Raw genomic sequence first — 20,148 nt, 5'->3', positions numbered from 1 at the left:
CGAGAGGTCTTCCCCCGCATCTCCGAGTTGCCGAAACACTCTCTGATGACGACGAGGAACACCACTGTGGGCAGACACTCAGCACCGAGCACGAAGAAGACCGGCTCGATCTTCTCCGCACTGACGGCAAAGAAGAAGACCGGACGCCATGCACCCGCCGACCGGCAGAACACCGCCGGGGGAGTGCTGGCAGCAGTTCGCACCCGTCCTGTGCTCTCCGCCTTCATCGTGCCGACCGCCGCCACGGCCGCCGTCGTCGCATCCAGCCTCGCAATGGTCCCCAATGACTCCTCCACGGGCGGCCAGGTCGTGGCCGAAGCGCCCGCCGTCGCCATGTCCGAGCCGACGAAGGCCACGGATGAATTCCTTGCCAAGGCGAAGAAGCAGGCCAAGGAGAAGCCTGCCGAAGTCACGATCGACACCCACATCGAGACTCCGAGCCCTGAGCCGTCGCAGACCGCTGACAAGAAGGACGAGGCATCGTCAGGTGGAGAATCCTCCGACGAAGGTTCGTCCAAGAGCGGCGCAGCCGATGAGAACGACGGACCATCGAACTCCGGTAAGTCTGCCGGCGAATCGGGCAGCTGCCCGATGTCGTACTACGGCGGCGGTGACGGATTCGATGGCAAGCAGACTGCCAACGGCGAGATCTTCGATACGAACAAGCTCACTGCAGCCCACAAGACCCTGCCGTTCGGCTCGAAGGTGAAGATCACGAACACCGCCAACGGCAAGTCCGTGACAGTGCGCGTCAACGACCGCGGCCCGTACCACGGCAACCGCTGCTTCGACCTGTCCAAGGCGGCCATGGAAGCTGTCGGCGGCGTCGGCGCCGGACAGATCAATGGCAAATACGAAGTGCAGTGACCCGACCCGACTGGGCGTCCAACTGCGGATTCCGCACTCGAATTCGTTAGTTGACGAATTTCGAACAATTTGAAGGTCTAAACCGCGGGAATCAGTCGCATGCAGATGCGCTGACAGATGATCCGCTCATTCGGTGCGAAATCCGTACTCACGTTTTCGACCTTGGCTTTCGACTGTGGGCTGGCTAACCTGAAGCCAACACCCCAGCCCCTTTCGAGGAGATCGCCAATGTCGGAAGAAACCTGTGACGTGGTCATCATCGGAGCAGGCCCATCGGGCCTGAGCGCAGCCCGCCGGCTGCGGAAGGCCGGACGCAGCGTCATCGTCCTCGAGGCGCGTGATCGTGTGGGCGGACGCACCTGGACCGATCACATCGACGGTCAGATGTTCGAACTCGGCGGTCAGTGGATCTCTCCGGACCAGACCGCGCTGCTTGCGCTCGTCGACGAGCTCGGCAAAGAGACTTACCCCCGGTATAAAGACGGCGACAGCGTCTACATCGCCCCCGACGGAACCCGCACCGTCTATTCGGGCGAGATGTTCCCGGTGGGGGAGTCGACTCAGGCAGAGATGGAACGCCTCATCGGCCTCCTCGACGAACTTGCCGCTCGGATCGGACCGAAGGCCCCCTGGGATGCCGAGGACGCTGCCGAACTCGACTCGATCTCCTTCCACCACTGGCTGAGGCAGCAGTCCGAGGACGAACTCGCCTGCGAGAACATCGGGCTATTCATCGCCGGTGGCATGCTCACCAAGCCCGCCACCACCTTCTCAGCACTCCAGGCCATCCTCATGGCCGCCTCGGCGGGATCATTCACAAACCTCGTCGACGATCACTTCATCCTCGACAAACGCGTCGTCGGCGGAATGCAGTCCGTCTCGGTGCAGATGGCCGAGGAACTCGGTGCGGACACAGTCCGACTGCAGCAGCCCGTCCGACGAATCGAATGGTCGGAGACCGGAGTCCGCGTCTCGACCGACGAACTGAGCGTCAGCGCCCAGTCTGCGATCGTCGCCGTTCCGCCGAACCTCTACTCGCGCATCAGCTACACACCACCCCTGCCGCGCCTCCAGCAGATCTTCCACCAACACCAGTCGATGGGGCTCGTCATCAAGGTCCACGCCACCTACGACACTCCGTTCTGGCGCGAAGACGGACTGAGCGGCACCGGATTCGGCGCCTCCCGCCTCGTCCAAGAGGTCTACGACAACACGAACCACGGGGAAGAGCAGGGCACCCTCGTCGGCTTCATCTCCGATGTCAACGCCGACGCCATGTGGGCGCTGGACGAAGAGACCCGCCGGAGACAGATCCTTGAAGCCCTCGCCGAATTCCTCGGCCCGAAGGCGCTCGACCCGCGCGTGTTCTACCTCTCCGACTTCGGAGCGGAGGAATGGACCCGCGGAGCCTACGCGACGAGCTACGACCTCGGCGGTCTGCACCGGTGGGGACAGTTCCAGAACGACCCGGTCGGGCCGATCCACTTCGCCAGCTCCGATATCGCCGCCGAAGGCTACCAACACGTCGACGGAGCCGTGCGCATCGGCACCGCCACCGCCGAGAGGATCCTCGGCGAGAAGTCCTGATCCATGAGCAGCACACAGCCGTCACCGTCGACGAACACGAGCGGACTGAGTTCGAAGGGGCTCTCCGCTGGCAAGATCGGTGCCATCGGGGGAGCCATCATCGGCATCTCCTGCATCGCCCCGGCCTATACGCTGACCTCGGGACTGGGCCCGACGATCTCCGAGGTCGGGGTGCACACCCCGGCCGTGCTGCTCATCGGCTTCGTCCCGATGCTGCTGGTCGTCTTCGGCTACCGGGAACTGAACACGGCGATGCCGGATTCGGGGACCACGTTCACCTGGGCGACCAGAGCGTTCGGACCGTGGCTGGGCTGGATGGGCGGTTGGGGCCTCGTCGCCGCCACCGTCCTCGTACTGTCGAACCTCGCAGCCGTGGCCGTCGACTTCCTCTTCCTCCTCTTGTCCCAGGTGTTCTCCGACCCGTCCATCGCCGAACTCACGAGGGTCCTGTGGATCAACATCCCCGTCACGGTCGTCCTCACCGCCGCCGCGGCCTGGGTGTCCTACCGAGGAGTCGAAACCACGGAGAAGCTGCAGGTGTGGCTGGTCGCCTTCCAAGTGTTGGCCCTGGGATGGTTCGTCGTCGCCGCAATCGTTGCTGTGGCGAACGGCACCGCCTATGATCCGACTCCGGTCTCCCTCGACTGGTCCAATCCGCTGTCGGCCGGTGACTTCTCCACCGTCGCGGCTGCCGTGTCACTGTCGATCTTCCTGTTCTGGGGTTGGGACACCGTGATCACGATGAACGAAGAGGCGAAGGACCCGGAGAAGACTCCAGGTCGGGCCGCCATGCTCACGATCATCTCGATCGTCATCATCTACATCGCCTGCACCGTCGCGGTCATCTCGTTCGCCGGCGTCGGCACCGAGGGCCTGGGAGCAGGCAATCCGGACAACCAGGAATCGATCTTCGCCGCACTTGCCGGGCCCGTGATGGGTCCCTTCGCGGTGCTCGTGTCCATCGCCGTTCTCTCATCCTCACTGTCCTCGCTGCAGGCGACGATGGTCTCGCCCTCGCGGACGATCCTCGCGATGGGCCACTATGGAGCCCTGCCGGAGAAATACGGCAAGGTCTCGCCTCGGTACAAGTCGCCGTCGGTGGCCACAGTCACCTCGGCGGGGGCGGCGATCATCTTCTACGTCGTCATGCGGCTGCTCTCGGAGAACGCGCTGTGGGACACGATCACCGCGCTGGGGCTCATGGTCTGCTTCTACTACGGCATCACCGGTCTGGCCTGCATCTGGTACTTCCGACGCAGCTTGTTCGCCTCGGCACGCACGTTCTTCTTCCGGTTCCTGTTCCCGCTCATCGGGGGAGTGACACTGCTCGTCATCTTCTTCACCACTGCGATCGACTCACTCGACCCCGATTACGGATCGGGATCCTCGGTCTTCGGCGTCGGCCTCGTCTTCGTCCTCGGCATCGGGGTCCTGCTGCTGGGTGTGGTCATCATGATCATCCAATCGATGCGCCATCCCGACTTCTTCCGTGGGCGCACCCTGAAACAGGGAGTCCACGCGGAGTGAATGAGCAGCTGGTAGCTCTGCGTCGGGTTCGGGACCGCATCGACCGTGAGTTCGACCAGCCGCTGAGCGTCGAAGCCCTGGCCGCAGGTGTGCATATGTCCGCCGGACACCTCAGCCGTCAGTTCAAATCGGCTTTCGGCGAATCCCCGTACTCGTATCTCATGACACGCAGGATCGAACGAGCCATGGCGCTCATCCGCCGCGGCGATCTCACGATCACCGAGATCTGCTTCACCGTCGGCTTCTCCTCCCTGGGCACCTTCAGCACCCGCTTCAGCGAACTCGTCGGACTCTCACCGACCCGCTACCGCGACGGCGTCGCCGCAGGCGAGCACCGGCTGCCGACGATCGTGGTGAAGAATGCACTGCGACCGGTCAGGAATCGAGAAGTCCCACCGAACTGAGCAGTCTACGATTGCTGACATGGACATCTCGATCAACGCCAGTTTCCTACCGCATACCGATGCCGACGAATCCCTGACCTTCTACCGTGACATCCTCGGCTTCGAGCTGCGCCTCGACGTCGGATCCGGACGCATGCGCTGGCTGACCGTCGGCCCCGTCGGACAGCCGGACACATCGATCGTGCTCACCCCGCCCGTGACCGACCCGACGATCAGCGACACCGAACGCGAGACCATCGAAGCGCTTATCGCCAAGGGCAGCTATGGTGCGATCGTGCTCGCAACCCCGAACGTCGATGAGGCATTCGCCGAGGTGGAGGCCAAAGGCGCCGAGATCGTGCAGGAACCGATGGACCAGCCCTATGGTCTGCGAGACTGCGCACTGCGGGACCCCGCCGGCAACATGATCCGCATTCAGCAGAGAGGCTGACCCCGGTGCACACAGCAGACAGCCATGACCTCATCCGCGTCAGCGGAGCCCGCGAGAACAACCTCAAGAACGTCAGCGTCGAGATCCCCAAACGACGCCTCACAGTCTTCACCGGAGTCTCCGGCTCCGGCAAGAGCTCATTGGTCTTCCACACCATCGCCGCCGAATCCCAGCGGATGATCAACGAGACCTACTCCGCTTTCGTCCAAGGCTTCATGCCGGCGATGGCCCGCCCCGAGGTCGACGTCCTCGAGGGACTGACGACCGCCATCCTCGTCGATCAGGAGCGGATCGGGGCAAACCCGCGCTCCACCGTGGGCACGGTATCGGACATCAACGCGAAGCTGCGCACGCTTTTCGCCCGTCTGGCAGAACCGAACCTCGGATCGACGAACGCCTATTCCTTCAACGTCGCCACCCTCAGCGGCAAGGGCGCGGTGACCATCGACAAGGGCGAGGGCAAGCAAGTCGAACGCAAGTCGTTCTCCGTCAACGGCGGCATGTGCCCGCACTGTGAGGGAATGGGCACGGCCACGGACATCTCCATCGCCGAGGTGGTCGATGAGTCGAAATCATTGAACGACGGAGCCATCACCGTCCCCGGATACAAACCCGGCGGCTGGTCCGTGCGATTGTTCTCCGAATCCGGGTACTTCGACCCGGACAAACCCGTCGCTGACTTCGACGAAAAGGAGCGCCACTATCTGCTCTATGCCGAAGGTGAAAAGGTCAAGATCAACGGCACGAACATCACCTTCGACGGGCTGATCCCGCGGATCCGACGCTCGTTCCTGTCCAAAGACAGGGACGCGATGCAGAAGCACATCCGCGAATTCGTCGACCGCGCCGTCGTGTTCACCACCTGCCCCGAATGCGAGGGAACACGCCTCAACACGGCAGCCCGCTCGTCTCTGATCGCCGGGAAATCGATCGCCGATGTCTGCGCTCTGCAGATCTCGGACATTACGGACTGGCTGGACCAGATCGAGCCTGGGAACGCCTCGGCGTTGCTCGATTCGCTGCGCGCGGATGTGCGCGCGTTCATCGACATCGGACTCGGATATCTGTCTCTGGACCGATCGGCAGGGTCGCTGTCCGGGGGAGAGGCCCAACGGATCAAACTCGTCCGCCACCTGGGCTCTTCGCTCACGGACGTCACTTACGTCTTCGACGAACCGACGATCGGCCTGCACCCGCACGACATCCAATCGATGAACGAGCTGCTTCTGGCACTGCGCGACAAAGGCAACACGGTACTCGTCGTCGAACACAAACCCGAGACGATCCTCATCGCCGACCACATCGTCGACCTCGGACCCGGTGCAGGCAGCAACGGGGGAGAGGTGACCTTCACCGGCACCGTCGACGATATGCGGAATTCGGATACGCTGACCGGGCAGCACCTCGGATACACAGCGGCGCTGAAGGACACGGTGCGAAAGCCGACCGGAGCATTCGAGATCCGCGACGCCGGGTCGCACAATCTGCGCGATGTCGACGTCGATGTGCCCCTCGGCGTGCTCACCGTCGTCACAGGTGTTGCCGGATCCGGCAAGAGCAGCCTCATCGAAGGTTCCCTGCGGGGACGCGATGGGGTCGTGATGATCGACCAGGCGCCGATCAAAGGATCGAGGCGCAGCAACCCTGCCACGTACACAGGGATGCTCGAGCCCATTCGGAAGGCGTTCGCGAAGGCCAACGGGGTCAAGCCCTCCCTGTTCAGCGCAAATTCCGAAGGTGCGTGCCCAGTGTGCAACGGCGCCGGGATCATCTATTCGGATATGGCGCTCATGGGCGGCGTATCCGCACCGTGCGATGAGTGCGAGGGCAAGGGCTTCCAAACCGAGGTGCTCGAATTCACCCTGGGCGGACTCAACATCCGAGAGGTCTTGGATCTGCCAGTGGACTCGGCGATCGAGCACTTCGGTGCGGGGGAGTCGCGCATTCCCGCGGTCGTCAAGATCTTGAAGATCCTCGCCGAGGTGGGACTGGGCTATGTCAGTCTCGGCCAGCCGCTGACGACACTGTCCGGGGGAGAACGACAGCGTTTGAAGCTGGCTGTTCACCTGTCGGCGAAGGCCGCCGATGCCGCACAGGTGATCATCCTCGACGAACCGACGACAGGTCTGCACCTGGCCGATGTCGAGAACCTGCTGCGCCTGCTCGACGGGCTCGTCGATTCCGGACGGACCGTCATCGTCATCGAACACCACCAGGCGGTGATGGCTCATGCCGATCACATCATCGACCTGGGACCTGGCGCCGGACACGACGGTGGAACCATCGTGTTCGAAGGCAGTCCGGCCGATTTGGTCACAGGAGCGAAGGCGAACGAATCGCTCACCGCGAAGCATCTCGCTGAATATGTGAATTCCTGAGCCGGAGGCAACTGTCTGCTGCAGAACTGCGGGTCAGAAACCAGGGGAGTCGTCGACGGTCGGCTCCCTATCGGTCCCGGTCAGGAGGCTCAGAGCCGGTTCTGTGCAGGGTCCGTTCAGGTTGTGCGGATGCGATTCGGATGCTGAATTCACGGTCTCGGGTTCACTCTGCACTGCAGATTCGTTACGGTGTATAACGGCTCGGTAACGACCGGGTTACAGAACCGAAATGCAGTCGTACTTTGGAGAAGACACAGTGAACCTCTACAGCACAAGCCTCCGCAAGGTCGCCCTGCTCGTCGGCGCCGGCGCTGTTGCAGCCGCCGGAATGACCGGACTGAGCGCAGGGGAACCGGCTCAGGCATCTGAGAAGGGCGTCTGGGACAAGGTCGCCGAATGCGAATCCGGCGGTGACTGGCACATCAACACCGGCAACGGATACTACGGCGGACTGCAGTTCTCCGAACAGACATGGAAGGCCTTCGGCGGTGAAGGAATGCCGCACAAGGCCAGCAAGGCAGAACAGATCGACATCGCCCAGAAGACTCTGAAGGAACAGGGCCCAGGCGCCTGGCCGGTCTGCGGCGAAAAGGCAGGACTGACGAAGAAGAACGGAGCGGCCGATGACGGCGGCGGATCCGGCGACGACGGCAAGAAGGACGACGACGGCTCGAGCGACAGCGGCAAGGTCGGCCTCGGCGGAAACGTCACCGTCGGCAGCTGAGATCGCTGAATGATCTGACCTTCGATGATCCGCACGCACGCACATGCGCGCTGTGATCATGGAATGGCCGTGAGCGACACGTTCGTCGCTCACGGCCATTGTCGTGTCAGCGTCATCTGCAGGGTTTCCGGAGCGCTTCATCTCTGTCCACAGCAGTCAGTGTTTCGGCTCTATGCACCAGTTCCGGTATCACGCCGATAATATACATTATGTTAAGTAAAGATCAGGAGCCCCTCTCCCGGGTCGCACTCGGACCGCGTGCAGGCCTGCATCGATCGGTCGCCCGTATAGACTGACCTCGTGCGGTGCCGCACGACTGACAGCGACGTTTCAGGAGGCGATGTGGCGGCCAAGCAGCCGGCGATGAGGCCGACGGGCGAAGCTGTTGAAGAAGTCCTTGCTCGTGCGCTCGGACCCAGACGTCCTCACCTGGCTGCCGTCCTACTTCGAAGTCGGCCTCGGCTACTCTCGACTCAACTCCGGTGTGCTGCTGGCGGCTCCGTCGCTGGCCGGCCTCATCAGCATGGTGAGCGGAACGCTGCTCTCCGACCGTCTGTCGGCAAAAGGGTGGCCGACCCGAGCAGTGAGAATCGTCTTCCCTGCGCTCTGCGCGTTCATCGGCGCTGTCGTACTGCCCCTGGCGAATGCAGCCGTCTCCCAGATCTGCCCGCCGGCCCAGACTGCGGGCACTCTCGGTGTATTCCTGGCGCTCATGGCAATCGGCGGACTCGTCGGCCCCTATGTGACCGGTCTTATCGTCGATGCGGCAAGCGATCCGGGTCTCGGCTACGCCACCGCATTCCGGATCATGGGGATCGTCTCGGGTGTCCGCGCGGTCCTCGCGATCGTCCTCGCCGACCCCGACAGAGACAAGCAGCTCGTGCGAGGGAAGGCCTCCGCTTGAATTATCGGCGGTTCATCGAAGTCGCACTCCCCTGCCGATGAGGTCACTTCCGAGCTCGAGTCGTTCACTCCGAAGCGTCGCTCTGCTAGTGTCTACTGATAAGTAACTTAGTTCACGCTGACTCGCACTGACAGTGACCATCTCGGTCGAACTGAGTTCGCAGTCTTCACACCGCAACGAAGGGACACGACGATGACCGTCGATACTGCAGAGACGACAGCGATGCCCGGCACGGGAAAGACCTACGCGCTGTGGAAGAAGATGAAGGAACTGCCTCTGGGCAAGCACTTGTTCACCCAGGCCGTCTGCTTCAAGGCTCCGTATTTCCGCACGGTCCATCCGCTCATCCACGAGATGCGCCCGGGCTACTGTCGAGTCAGCGCCCCAAACCGCCGCGGTGTGCGCAACCACCTCGGCACCTACCATGCGATCGCCTCGTGCAATATGGCCGAGGTTGCCGGAGGAATGCTCACCGAGGCGACCGTGCCCGCCTCGCATCGATGGATTCCCGCGGGCATGACCGTCGAATACAACGCCAAGGCGACCACTGCGGTCACCGCGATCGCTCGCCTCGATGAGATTCCCGATTTCGGCCCCGAGAAGTTCGACATCATCGTGCCCGTCGACGTCCTCGACGCCGAGGGAACCGCCTTCGTCACGGCCCGCATCACCATGCACGTCTCGCCGAAGAAGGGCTAGTACACCGGGCTCTCACCGACCGGAGAGCAACAACACCCTCTGCGCATACGAATTCCCATCGTCGCTGAAGCGCGGCGGTTCATATCCGCCCACGGCTCCCAGCGCGATGATGAGATCGCCGAGTTCGTCGAAGATGAACTTCGCGAGCTCTTCGTCGATGGGCCAGTCAGAGCCGATTCCACGTGAGAGATCCGCGGCGTGGAGTGTGAGTTCGAGGATGCGCATCTGCACAAGCTGCTCCCCCGGAATGTTCCCGATCCGGTGAGCAACCAGCGCCGTGAGATCACAGCTGTCCGCGAGCGATCTGAACTCCCTCTCGTGCGTCCAGAATGACTCGAGCATGTCATCGCCGAGGTGGTCGGCTCCTCGCGTGGCCTCGACCTCGGCAGTGCTCGCCTGCTCCAGCAGCTTTGTGTAGCGGACTCCCCCGCCGATGAGATGGTGGATGAGCTCCGCATTCGTCCAGTCGCCGGCTCCGCTCGTGCGCTTCAGGTCGGATTCCCGCACCTTCCGGAGCGTCGTCTCCCAGCAGACTTCCGCGCGATCGAGCTGCTCTGCCGTCTCTGTGTCCATGTCCTCAGCCTACGTCGACCAGCCTCCAGAGACGCCGACTTCGACTGCGAGATCGAGAGCGACTATCACAGTGATAAGTCTCGGGAACTGAGAAAATCTGCTCAACCCATGGCCCCTGACCGTTCGGTCAGTATAGGTTGATCCTGCGCACCGCGTGATGGTATACCAATGCCGCCTGCCGGTGTGCGTATCTGCAACTCAACAATGAAGTGAGGAGCTGACCATGCCTATGGCCAGCGGTTCGGCCGACTACCTCGGCCTCGCAAATGCCCCGATACTCTGGATACTCGCTCTGGCGGTGATGGGTGTCGTCGTCGTTCAGTCGCTCATCTACATGACTGCGGTGAAGAAGAACGCCGAGTCCGCAGGAATGAGCCAACAGGAAGTCCGTTCGGCCTTCCGCGCCGGCGGAGTCGCCGCGATCGGACCATCCCTGTCTGTGGTGCTCGTGGCCATCGCCCTCCTGCCTCTGTTCGGCACTCCCCCGGTCATCGTCCGCGTCGGACTCATCGGATCCGCCGCCACAGAGGTCGCCTCTGCCTCGCTGGCGGCAGGCACTATGGGCGCGAACCTCGGCGATGAGACCTTCACCCGCGGTGTCTTCATCGTCGCTCTCATGGCGATGAGCCTCTCGGGCGCAGGCTGGATGATCTCCACCCTCATCCTCACCCCGATCTTCAAACGCAGCTCCCACAAGCTCGAGAAGGTCAACCCTGCGCTGATGTCGATCATCCCGGGCGCCGCACTGCTCGCCGCCTTTGCGGCTCTGACCTTCCGCGAGCTGCCGAAGTCGCCGACACATGTCATCGCCGTCATCGTCTCGGCCGTGGTGATGAGCATCTGCCTGCTGCTGGCCAAAACGCTCAAACAGAACTGGCTGAAGGAATGGGGACTGGGATTCTCCCTGCTCATCGGCCTCGTCGCCGCCTATTTCGCCCACTACGCCGGTCTCGGACTGCCCGAAGCCTGAGGAGAGACCATGTCATCGATCATCACATCACCCTCACACGCGGCATTCGAACGCACCACCACCCGGTGGGGTTCGATCACGCTGTTCATCGGATTCCTCATCGCCACCTCGGTGCCCTTCTATCTGCTCTTCGTCGCCGATGCGAACATCAACTTCGGGGAGATCCTCAAGGGATTCCTCGCCGTGTTCGCCGTCTACGGAGTCTTCTATATCGTCGAACCTCTCACCTACTTCCCGATCCTCGGGCCCGCAGGCATGTACCAGGCCTTCATGATCGGCAATGTCTCGAACAAGCTGCTGCCCTCGGCGATCGTCGCTCAGGACACGATCGGCGCGAAGCCGGGCACCCGCAAGGGCGAATATGCGGCAACGATGGCGATCTGCGGGGCCGCGATCATCCACGTCGCCTCGATGGTCCTCTTCGTCGGCATCCTCGGCACTTGGCTCGTCGCCCTCATTCCCGAGCCGATCACCCTCGTCGCGAAGCTCTACATCCTGCCGGCCATCCTCGGCGGCGTCACCGTCCAGCTCATCGCGTCCCTCAAGCAGCTGAAGTCGACGCTCATCGCCCTGGGCATGGCGGCGCTGGTCATTCTCGTCCTCGTGCAGCTGGTTCCCGTGCTCGCGCCCGGAGACGTCGCCATCGTCGTGTTCCTGACCATCCTCATCACTTGGTTCACACGCAACAAGTCGGTCACGGACAAGAAGGCCGACACCTATGGCACCGATACCGTGGGCATCAACTGACGCACACTGACGACAACCGAATGCGGTCGGCGCCCGACTGCCGAGATCGCCGACCGCATTCGTCAATTCCTGCCAAGATGAGACCAGACCACTGCTGAAAGGACATCATGTCTCTCAACCCCGCCATCCGCGCGTCGATCAGTGCCGATCTCGACCAGACGATCGCCGACTACAAACACTTCCACCGCACTCCCGAACTGTCGATGCAGGAGACGAACACCGCCGCCGAGATCGCCTCCCGGCTCCAGTCCCTCGGCCTCACGACCCACACCTTCGGCGGGACCGGAGTCGTTGCCGTGATCGAGAACGGCGACGGACCTGTCATCGGCTACCGGGCCGACATCGACGGACTGCCGATCAGCGAGGACACCGGGTACGACTACGCCTCCACCGCGGACGGCACGCTTCCCGACGGGGAGACCACTAAGGTCATGCACGGCTGCGGCCACGACACCCACATCACCGTCGGGCTCTACCTCGCCAAGCACCTCGTCACACACAGGGATCTGTGGTCGGGAACCGTCGTCATGATCTTCCAGCCCGGTGAGGAGACCGGCCAAGGTGCGCGCGCAATGCTCGACGACGGTCTGTGGGATCAGATCGTGCGTCCCGAGGTCATCTTCGGCCAGCACGTGTGGCCCGGAGCAGCGGGGCACGTCTACGTCAGCAGCGGCACCGCCATGGCGATGTCCGACTGCCTGCGTGTGACCGTCAAGGGCAAGCAGGCGCACGGCTCACAGCCGGAGAACGCGATCGACCCGATCGTCCTCGGCGCCTATATGATCACCCGCCTCCAGTCGGTCGTGTCACGCGAGATCTCCGGCCGCGATATGTCCGTGGTCACCGTGGGCACCTTCCACGGCGGACTCAAGGAGAACATCATCCCCGACTCCGCCGAGTTCAAACTCAATATCCGCACCTTCACCGAGGATGTCCGCGAAGTCGTCCTCGACCGTGTCCGCCGCATCATCTTCGCCGAGGCGCAGGCGTCTGGGGCACCGGAACCGGAGATCGAGGAGATGTATCGGTTCCCGCGCTGCTTCAACGATCCCGAGGAGACCGAGTCGTTCCTCACCCATGTGGGAGCCGAACTCGGTACCGAGCAGGTTCATCTGGTTGAGCCGTCCACCGGCAGCGAGGATGTCGGAGCCTTCGGCGATGACATCGGAGTCCCGTACGTGTACTGGTTCTTCGGCGGCTACTCCCCCGCGAAGTTCGAAGGCGGAGTGACCCCGCCCGGGAACCACTCCCCGTATTTCGCCCCCGACGATGTTGAGACCACGCTCGAGACCGGCATCAGAGCCGCCCTTTCTGCAGTGCTGAGCAAGGTCGGAAAGGACCGCGCATGAGCGACGAGATGCTGTGGTGGTCGACTCGTGAACTGGCGGCCCGGATCGCATCCAAGGAGGTCTCGGCGCGAGAGGCGCTGCAGGTCCACCTCGACCGCGTCGACGAGGTCAACCCTGCCCTCAATGCCGTCGTCACCCGTGACGACGAAGCCGCCTTCGCCCAGGCCGCAGCCGCCGACGCCGCGACAGCTCGCGGAGAGAGCTACGGTGCCCTGCATGGGGTGCCGATGACCCATAAGGACACTCACGACACCGCGGGAATGCGCACCACCTGGGGTTCGCCGCTCATGGCCGATCGCGTACCCGAATCGGATGCGCTCATCATCGCCCGACTCAGGGCCGCGGGGATCACGACGACGGGCAAGACGAATGTGCCCGAATTCGCGGCCGGCTCGCACACCTTCAACGAGGTGTTCGGCACAACGGTGAACCCGTACGACCGGACGAAATCGGCATCGGGATCCTCCGGCGGGGTCGGGGCGGTGCTCGCGGCCGGGATCCAGGCCTCCGGAGACGGATCGGATATGGGCGGATCGCTGCGCTCGCCGGCATCGTTCAACAACGTCGTCGGATTCCGACCGAGCAACGGCCGCATCCCGCACGTTGCCCCGGGCAATCCCTATGCGTGGCTGTCGCAGAGCGGGTTCATGGCCCGTACGGTCTCCGATGTGGCGCTGCTGATGTCCGTGGCCTCCGGTCCACATGCCTCGGCGCCGGGATCGATCCCCGAGTCGGGCGGAGTCTTCGACCTGCCGGAATTCGCCCTCGAGGCTGACCGCTCCCCCGACCTCACCGGTCTCCGGGTCGGGTTCAGTCCCGATCTGGACGGACTGCTGCCGGTCGAGACAGAGGTGAAGGACATCGTCGCCTCCGCCGCTCAGGTGTTCGGCCGCCTCGGCGCGCATGTGGACGACGAGATCCCGAACCTCATCGACGCCGATGAGGTGTTCATTGTCCGTCGAGCACTTGACTTCGTGGGCTCCTGGGGCGGGCTGTATGAGGCACACCCGGACAAGATCAAGGAATCGGTGAGATGGAACATCCGCATGGGCCTTGAACTCACCGGTGCTGAGGTGGCCTCGGCAGAAGCCGCACGCACTCGCCTCCACGGTGAGATCGACCGCTTTTTCGCCGGACACGATGTCCTCGTGCTCACGACCTGCCAGGTCCTGCCGTTCGATGCGGATATCGAATATCCGACGCAGATCAACGGAGTGCGGCTGGAGAACTACCTCGATTGGATGCGGGCACTGTGCCTGATCTCGGCAACCGGGTGCCCGGCGATCTCGGTGCCGGCCGGCTTCTCGGACTCCGGCCTGCCGGTCGGTGTGCAGATCGTGGCGAAACCAGGTGCTGATGTCGAGCTGCTCCGAGTTGCGCATGCCTTCGAAGCCGCAACCGGCCACCACGCGCGGCACCCTGAGCTCTGAACGGATCTTCGCGCGGAGATCGCTGCCGATTCCGTCTGAATACGGGCAGAAGGGAAGGCAGGTATGGCAAACCTGCGCAGAGTTTGCCGAGCCTTTCCACACTGGAACGGTTCTAGAAAAGGTGTCAGGATAGTGTCTAAGCAGGCGGAATGGATCCGCCTCGAACCGCAAAGGAGTAAAAGATGCACCTGAGCCCCGCCATGCAGAAGGTCCTCAACGAGCAGGTCACCCTCGAACTCGAAGCCTCGTTGGTCTACCTCCAGCTCTCCATCCAGCTCGATGATCTCGATCTGCCCGGAATGACGCGCTGGATGCGCGCCCAGTCAGAGGAAGAGCAGGTTCACGCCGCTAAGTTCACTCAGCACTGCCTCGACCGCGGATTCACCCCTCAGATCGGCGATATCGCTGCTCCGAAGGTCTCCGGCTCGCAGCCGATCGACTACTTCAAGGCCGCTCTGGCACATGAGGAGAAGGTCTCCGAGTCGATCCGCAACCTCTACCGGACCGCTCAGTCCGAAGCCGACCTCGATGTCCTGCCGCTGCTGCACTGGTTCATCGACGAGCAGGTCGAGGAAGAGTCGAGCATTTCCGAGATCATCGGCCGCCTCGAGCGCGTCGGCACCGACGGTGCAGGCGTCCTGCGCATCGATTCCGAGCTCGGCTCACGCCACCCCGATATCACCGCCGACGGCGAGTGACCTTCGCAGTCTGACCACTCGGGCTCAGCGCTCAAATCGAGCGACGTGAGTCGAGCGGTACAACTCAACGGCCGATCCCATAACGGGGTCGGCCGTTCTGCTGTCCAGAAACGAGACGGCGGCAATGAAGCTGAGCGCTCAGCCGAGCACGGACTGTCCGATGAGGAGCACGATCGGCAGGGTCAGAAGCATGACGACGGTCTGACCGGCGATCAGGGCGGCCATGAGCTTCGCATCTCCCCCGAGCTGCCGTGCCATGACGTAGCCCGAGCTCGCCGTGGCGATCGACTGGAAGATCAGCCCGACCAGTGCCGGCACCGTCGGGATGTCGAGAATGGCCAGAGCCGTCAGCGACAGCCCCGGAAGGACGAGCAGTTTGATGAGCGTCGACGCGATGATGGCCCGGGCATGCGCACGCATGGAGAATGTCTGCAGGCCGGCGCCGACGCACAGCAGTCCGATGGGCAGCGAGGCGGCTGCCAAGGGATCGAGGACCGTCGCCGCTACATCCGGCAGCCCCAGACCGGTGATGTTCGCCGCGGCTCCGGCGACGCAGCCGAGGACCAGAGGATTCGTCACGATCGCCTTAATCAGCGCGAGCAGAGAGGTCGGCCCCGTGCGCAGGAATTCGAATCCGAGGCTCGAAATGACATTGACCGTGGGGACGAGGATGGCTGCCACGATTGCGGCCACAGCACTGCCTTCGGATCCGAACAGACTGCCCGCCAGGGACAGGCCGATATAGGTGTTGAAGCGGATCCCGCCCTGCAGCACGGAGGTGAAGGCGGGCAGATCGCGGGCGACGACTCGGCGAGCCAGAACGATGCCCAGGGACACGATCACGGTGGGAATGACGAGTGCCGCTGCCAAGCGCGCGAGCGGGACATGGGCCACGTCCACCTCGGCGACGGAGGTGAAGAGGAGTACCGGAAGCAAGCAGTAGTACGCGAGTCTCTCCGCACCCGACCAGAACTCCGGGTTCCGAAAACCCGGCAGCCTCTTCAGCACGAGGCCGAAGGCGATGAGCGCCGTGACGGGAAGGAGGGCGAGGAGTATCGGAACCAGGCTCACAGACTGAGAATTTCATGAGTTTGGAATCATTTCAAAGTTGAGTGTGTTTGACTCAATGTAGGACCCGAACGAAAGGAAGCACATGGCTACACGTTTCGACCCCATCCGTGACCTCGACCGATTCTTCTCCGAGGTGACCCGCACCCCGAATGCCACCACCCTGCCGATGGACCTCTACCGTGACGGCGAAGTCTTCATCGCCCGCATCGACATGCCCGGAGTCGATCCGAACAGCATCGATGTCGACGTCGAAGACCGCACGCTGACCGTGCGTGCCCGCCGCGAGTCCGAAGTCGCCGACAAGGACGTGAAGTGGCTGACCAGGGAACGCACAAACGGCACCTATGCCCGCCAGCTCACGCTCGGCAACCGGGTGGCCCTGGACCGCATCCGCGCCGATTTCAGCGACGGCGTCCTCACGCTGACGATCCCCGTCGCCGAGGAGGCACGCCCCCGGAAGATCTCCGTGTCGCACTCATCCGGACAGTCCGCCCCCGAGGTGGTCGAATCGTCCTCGTCGGACGAAACCCGCTCCCCCGGCGCCGACAGCTGAATCTGGCGCTGAGTCACAGCGAAACTGAGCGCACTGAGGATCGGACTCCGATCCTCAGATGCTGACAGCGGGCCGCACCCGAAAAGGGTGCGGCCCGCTTCGTTCGTTCAGCGCCGCTCGAGGAGATAGGCCAAGCACATATACGGCAGGTGCACCGTGTCCGGAATCGGATGTTCGACACTCAGATATTCCCGCAGATTCGATTCGACTCTGGCCCGCGTCTTCTCATTGGAGCGCAGCCAATAGGAACGCGTCCGCGCCAAGTCGACGATGCCGTCGACGGACAGTTCGGTGGTGAATTCGACGAGCCGATGATCGATGAGAGTCAGCCCGGCTCCGGGGTCGGGCCGGTACTGCGGGCGGTACACGTCGCCGGCGTGCATGATCCGACTCAGACGCAGCACCCAGTCGACGCGGACATCGAGTTGGTTGATGAGGATGAGGAGCCGGCCTCCGGGTTTGAGGACGCGGGCCACCTCGGCGGCGGCTCTCGGTTCGTCGAACCAATGCCAGGCCTGAGCGACGGTGACGAGGTCGACGCTCTCCGCCTCCATGCCGGTGTCCTCAGCGGTGCCGACCACCGTGGGAGCAGGATTGCGTTCGAGGGCGACAGCGTCGGGATCAACAGCGACGAGTTCGGTGCCCAGAGCGTGCAGTCGGCGGCTGAGGATCCCGGTTCCCGCGCCGAGGTCGCACACTCGCAGATCGGACCATTGCCGGTCCCACCCCGTCAGTGCCAAGGCGAGGGCCGCATCGGGATAACCGGGACGCACCTCGTCGTAGACTCCGGCCTGGGCACCGAAACTGCGTCCGTGGGCGGCCTGCGCGCGTGGTCGCACCATTTAAAGTCTGCCTTTCACCGAGACTGCACCGGTCGTCGCCGCGACCGCTGCAGACCACTCTAGCGTCGTCGGCATTCGGCGAGTCGATAGGATGGAGTCAACGGCCCGTTCCCAGCCCTGAGGAGTCAGTATGTCCGCACCGTCCGATCTCCAGTCCAAACTGGATGAGGCCTCCGCCGCCTACGAGGAATTCGCCTCCCGCGGCCTCGCCCTCGATATCACTCGAGGCAAGCCCGCCCCCGAACAGCTCGACCTCGCTGCGGATCTGCTCACCGCGGTCAGCGACGACGACTGCTTCAGCCCCGGCGGAGTCGACACCCGTAACTACGGCGGTCTCGACGGTCTCATCGAACTGCGCGAGATCTTCGCCCCACTGCTCAAGGTGCCGGCCGAACAGCTGCTGGCCGGTGGCAACGCCTCGCTGACATTCATGGCCCAAGCACTGACCTTCGCGCTCATGCACGGAACAGCAATCGATGACCGCCCTTGGGGCCAGGGCCCGCACAAGCTGCTGTGCCCCGTGCCCGGCTACGACCGTCATTTCACTCTGGCCGAATCGCTCGGCTTCGAACTGCTGACGATCCCGATGGACGACGAAGGTCCGATCATCTCCGAGGCTCAGCGCCTCGCCGAAGATCCGGCGGTCAAGGGCATGTGGCTGGTCCCGATGTACTCCAATCCGACCGGGATCACCATCACCGAGGCGAGGGCGCGGGAACTCGCGGCCATGCCGACGGCGGCACCCGACTTCACCCTACTGTGGGACAACGCCTACGGAGTCCACCACCTGCGTGAGGACCATCCGAACAATCTCGACATCCTCAGCCTGTGCGCCGAGGCGGGTCATCCCGAACGAGCATGGATCTTCGCCTCGACATCGAAGATCACTCATGCGGGCGCCGGAGTCTCGTTCTTCGCCGGCGGCCCGGCCACGGTCGACTGGATGCGAGCGAACCTCGGAAATGTCGCGATCGGTCCGGACAAGATCAACCAGCTGCGACATGTCCGGTTCTTCTCCGATTCCGCCGGTGTCGAAGCTCATATGCGCAAGCACGCTGAGATCATCGCTCCGAAGTTCGAGGCCGTGCTCACGGCGCTGGAGGTCGGACTCGGAGCAGACGAACTCGCACAGTGGACCTCACCGGACGGCGGCTACTTCATCACTCTGACGACGATGGAGGGCATCGCCGATCGGGTGGTCAAACTCGCCGGTGAGGCCGGAGTGAAGCTCACACCTGCCGGAGCCACTCATCCGTACGGGCTCGACCCGCACAACAACGTCATCCGCATCGCCCCGACGATGCCGACCCTTAATGAGGTCGAACTCGCGGCCAAGGGGCTCGTGGCCTGCGTCCGGCTGGCCAGCTATGAGAAGCTGCTGGCCGGCTGATCTCCGAGCAGAGTCTGCAGACGGAAACAGGTCCGCCCCGAACCATTCGGTTCGGGGCGGACCTGTCTTATCCGGGTGATTCGACTCAGTATTCGTAGAAGCCGCGTCCGGACTTCACACCGAGCAGTCCGGCATCGACCATGCGAGAGAGCAGGATCGGCGGCTTCGCGGCCGGATCGCCGGTCTCCTCATACATGCTCTGCGCGGCATAGAGGCAGGTGTCGAGTCCGACGAGGTCGGCGAGCTTGATCGGGCCCATCGGGTGCGCGCAGCCGCCCACCATGCCTGCGTCGATGTCCTCCTTTGTCGCGAACCCGGACTCGAGCATCCTGACCGCGCTGAGCAGGTACGGGATGAGCAGGGCGTTGACGATGAAGCCGGGCCGGTCATCGGCCTGGATCGGGTTCTTGCCGAGCACATCGGCGACGAACGTGGTCACGGTGTCGCGGACATCCTCGGCGGTGAGGATCGAGGAGACGATCTCCACCAGCGGCTGCACGGGTGCCGGGTTGAAGAAATGGACGCCGAGCACGCGTTCGGGACGCGAGGTCGACTGGGCGAAGCGGATGATCGGCATCGATGACGTGTTCGAAGCGAGGATCGTCTCCGGGTCGGTGACGACCTTGTCGAGTTCGGCGAAGATCGACTTCTTGATGTCTTCGTTCTCACTTGCTGCTTCGATGACGAGCTGGCAGTCGGCGAGATCATTGATATCGGTGGTGAACCGCAGCCGGCCCAGGGCCTCGTCGCGGGCAGCGGCATCGAGCTTGCCCTTGTCCACGGCGCGAGCCAGGGACTTCTCGATGCGAGCACGACCGGCGGCCGATGCCTCCTCATTGATCTCACGGACGATGACGTCGAGACCGGACTTCGCCAGCACCTCGGCGATTCCGGCTCCCATGAGTCCGCTGCCGATGACGGCTGTGCGCTGGATGCTCATAAACTTTCTCCTTCTTAGTCGAATTGGTCGACGGTGTGCGAGTCGACGGTAAGCGAATCGATGTG

The 20,148-nt window shown here is 63.3% G+C and carries 20 protein-coding genes; 16 read left to right on the top strand and 4 right to left on the bottom strand.

What is annotated here, in order from left to right:
• Positions 1-45 precede the first annotated feature (45 nt).
• From BEP01S_RS09395 to BEP01S_RS09355, 9 genes are all read left to right on the top strand, one after another.
• Positions 46-867: a septal ring lytic transglycosylase RlpA family protein gene (locus BEP01S_RS09395; RefSeq protein ID WP_152609596.1), complete on the top strand. Its 822-nt coding sequence runs from the start codon at positions 46-48 to the stop codon at positions 865-867.
• A gap of 228 nt (positions 868-1,095) precedes the next feature.
• Positions 1,096-2,454, top strand: coding sequence for a flavin monoamine oxidase family protein (locus BEP01S_RS09390; RefSeq protein ID WP_039207648.1), 1,359 nt, complete (start codon positions 1,096-1,098; stop codon positions 2,452-2,454).
• 3 nt (positions 2,455-2,457) lie between these two features.
• Positions 2,458-3,981 (top strand): APC family permease, encoded by a 1,524-nt coding sequence (locus BEP01S_RS09385; RefSeq protein WP_062242514.1) that lies wholly within the window; start codon positions 2,458-2,460, stop codon positions 3,979-3,981.
• Positions 3,978-4,385: a helix-turn-helix transcriptional regulator gene (locus tag BEP01S_RS09380; protein WP_062242512.1), complete on the top strand. Its 408-nt coding sequence runs from the start codon at positions 3,978-3,980 to the stop codon at positions 4,383-4,385. The genes BEP01S_RS09385 and BEP01S_RS09380 overlap by 4 nt, the downstream gene beginning before the upstream one ends.
• A gap of 19 nt (positions 4,386-4,404) precedes the next feature.
• A complete protein-coding gene (locus BEP01S_RS09375) occupies positions 4,405-4,815 on the top strand; it encodes a VOC family protein (RefSeq protein ID WP_039207654.1) in 411 nt (136 codons plus the stop codon).
• A gap of 5 nt (positions 4,816-4,820) precedes the next feature.
• Complete coding sequence (locus BEP01S_RS09370) at positions 4,821-7,193, top strand: ATP-binding cassette domain-containing protein (RefSeq protein ID WP_244882176.1); 2,373 nt, start codon at positions 4,821-4,823, stop codon at positions 7,191-7,193.
• A 229-nt stretch (positions 7,194-7,422) separates the two neighbouring features.
• Positions 7,423-7,917, top strand: coding sequence for a transglycosylase family protein (locus tag BEP01S_RS09365; protein ID WP_062242508.1), 495 nt, complete (start codon positions 7,423-7,425; stop codon positions 7,915-7,917).
• A 403-nt stretch (positions 7,918-8,320) separates the two neighbouring features.
• Positions 8,321-8,821 carry an MFS transporter gene (locus BEP01S_RS09360; protein ID WP_244882175.1) on the top strand — a complete coding sequence of 167 codons (501 nt, stop codon included), beginning with the start codon at positions 8,321-8,323 and terminating at the stop codon, positions 8,819-8,821.
• Positions 8,822-9,013: 192 nt separating this feature from the next.
• A complete protein-coding gene (locus tag BEP01S_RS09355; RefSeq protein ID WP_235354943.1) occupies positions 9,014-9,520 on the top strand; it encodes a hotdog fold domain-containing protein in 507 nt (168 codons plus the stop codon).
• A gap of 12 nt (positions 9,521-9,532) precedes the next feature.
• Here BEP01S_RS09355 and BEP01S_RS09350 read toward each other — a convergent pair whose 3' ends face one another.
• Entirely contained in the window at positions 9,533-10,093 is a 561-nt protein-coding gene (locus BEP01S_RS09350) for a maleylpyruvate isomerase N-terminal domain-containing protein (RefSeq protein WP_062242504.1), read from the bottom strand.
• A gap of 223 nt (positions 10,094-10,316) precedes the next feature.
• Between BEP01S_RS09350 and BEP01S_RS09345 the strand changes: the two genes are divergently transcribed.
• From BEP01S_RS09345 to BEP01S_RS09325, 5 genes are all read left to right on the top strand, one after another.
• A complete protein-coding gene (locus tag BEP01S_RS09345) occupies positions 10,317-11,063 on the top strand; it encodes a DUF5058 family protein (RefSeq protein ID WP_062242502.1) in 747 nt (248 codons plus the stop codon).
• Between the two features lie 9 nt (positions 11,064-11,072).
• Positions 11,073-11,810, top strand: a complete 738-nt coding sequence (locus tag BEP01S_RS09340; RefSeq protein WP_062242500.1) for a hypothetical protein — start codon at positions 11,073-11,075, stop codon at positions 11,808-11,810.
• Between the two features lie 107 nt (positions 11,811-11,917).
• Positions 11,918-13,159 carry an amidohydrolase gene (locus BEP01S_RS09335; RefSeq protein ID WP_062242498.1) on the top strand — a complete coding sequence of 414 codons (1,242 nt, stop codon included), beginning with the start codon at positions 11,918-11,920 and terminating at the stop codon, positions 13,157-13,159.
• Entirely contained in the window at positions 13,156-14,589 is a 1,434-nt protein-coding gene (locus BEP01S_RS09330) for an amidase (protein ID WP_062242496.1), read from the top strand. The genes BEP01S_RS09335 and BEP01S_RS09330 overlap by 4 nt, the downstream gene beginning before the upstream one ends.
• A gap of 182 nt (positions 14,590-14,771) precedes the next feature.
• Positions 14,772-15,287, top strand: a complete 516-nt coding sequence (locus BEP01S_RS09325) for a ferritin (RefSeq protein WP_039207667.1) — start codon at positions 14,772-14,774, stop codon at positions 15,285-15,287.
• A gap of 138 nt (positions 15,288-15,425) precedes the next feature.
• Here BEP01S_RS09325 and BEP01S_RS09320 read toward each other — a convergent pair whose 3' ends face one another.
• Positions 15,426-16,358, bottom strand: coding sequence for an AEC family transporter (locus tag BEP01S_RS09320; protein ID WP_062242494.1), 933 nt, complete (start codon positions 16,356-16,358; stop codon positions 15,426-15,428).
• Positions 16,359-16,440: 82 nt separating this feature from the next.
• Here BEP01S_RS09320 and BEP01S_RS09315 point away from each other — a divergent pair, with 82 nt between their 5' ends.
• The gene (locus BEP01S_RS09315; protein ID WP_039207672.1) at positions 16,441-16,911 is read left to right on the top strand and encodes an Hsp20/alpha crystallin family protein; all 471 of its coding nucleotides are present in this window, start codon (positions 16,441-16,443) and stop codon (positions 16,909-16,911) included.
• Positions 16,912-17,018: 107 nt separating this feature from the next.
• Here the strand turns inward: BEP01S_RS09315 and BEP01S_RS09310 are convergent, their stop codons facing one another.
• Positions 17,019-17,753, bottom strand: coding sequence for a class I SAM-dependent methyltransferase (locus BEP01S_RS09310; protein WP_062242492.1), 735 nt, complete (start codon positions 17,751-17,753; stop codon positions 17,019-17,021).
• Between the two features lie 130 nt (positions 17,754-17,883).
• Between BEP01S_RS09310 and BEP01S_RS09305 the strand changes: the two genes are divergently transcribed.
• A complete protein-coding gene (locus BEP01S_RS09305) occupies positions 17,884-19,143 on the top strand; it encodes an aspartate aminotransferase type Ic (protein ID WP_083532644.1) in 1,260 nt (419 codons plus the stop codon).
• An 85-nt stretch (positions 19,144-19,228) separates the two neighbouring features.
• Here the strand turns inward: BEP01S_RS09305 and BEP01S_RS09300 are convergent, their stop codons facing one another.
• Complete coding sequence (locus BEP01S_RS09300) at positions 19,229-20,083, bottom strand: 3-hydroxybutyryl-CoA dehydrogenase (RefSeq protein WP_062242490.1); 855 nt, start codon at positions 20,081-20,083, stop codon at positions 19,229-19,231.
• Positions 20,084-20,148: the final 65 nt, after the last annotated feature.

It is taken from the genome of Brevibacterium epidermidis NBRC 14811 (genome assembly GCF_001570805.1).
GTDB lineage: Bacteria > Actinomycetota > Actinomycetes > Actinomycetales > Brevibacteriaceae > Brevibacterium > Brevibacterium epidermidis.
This window is presented reverse-complemented; position numbering and strand designations above follow the sequence as displayed.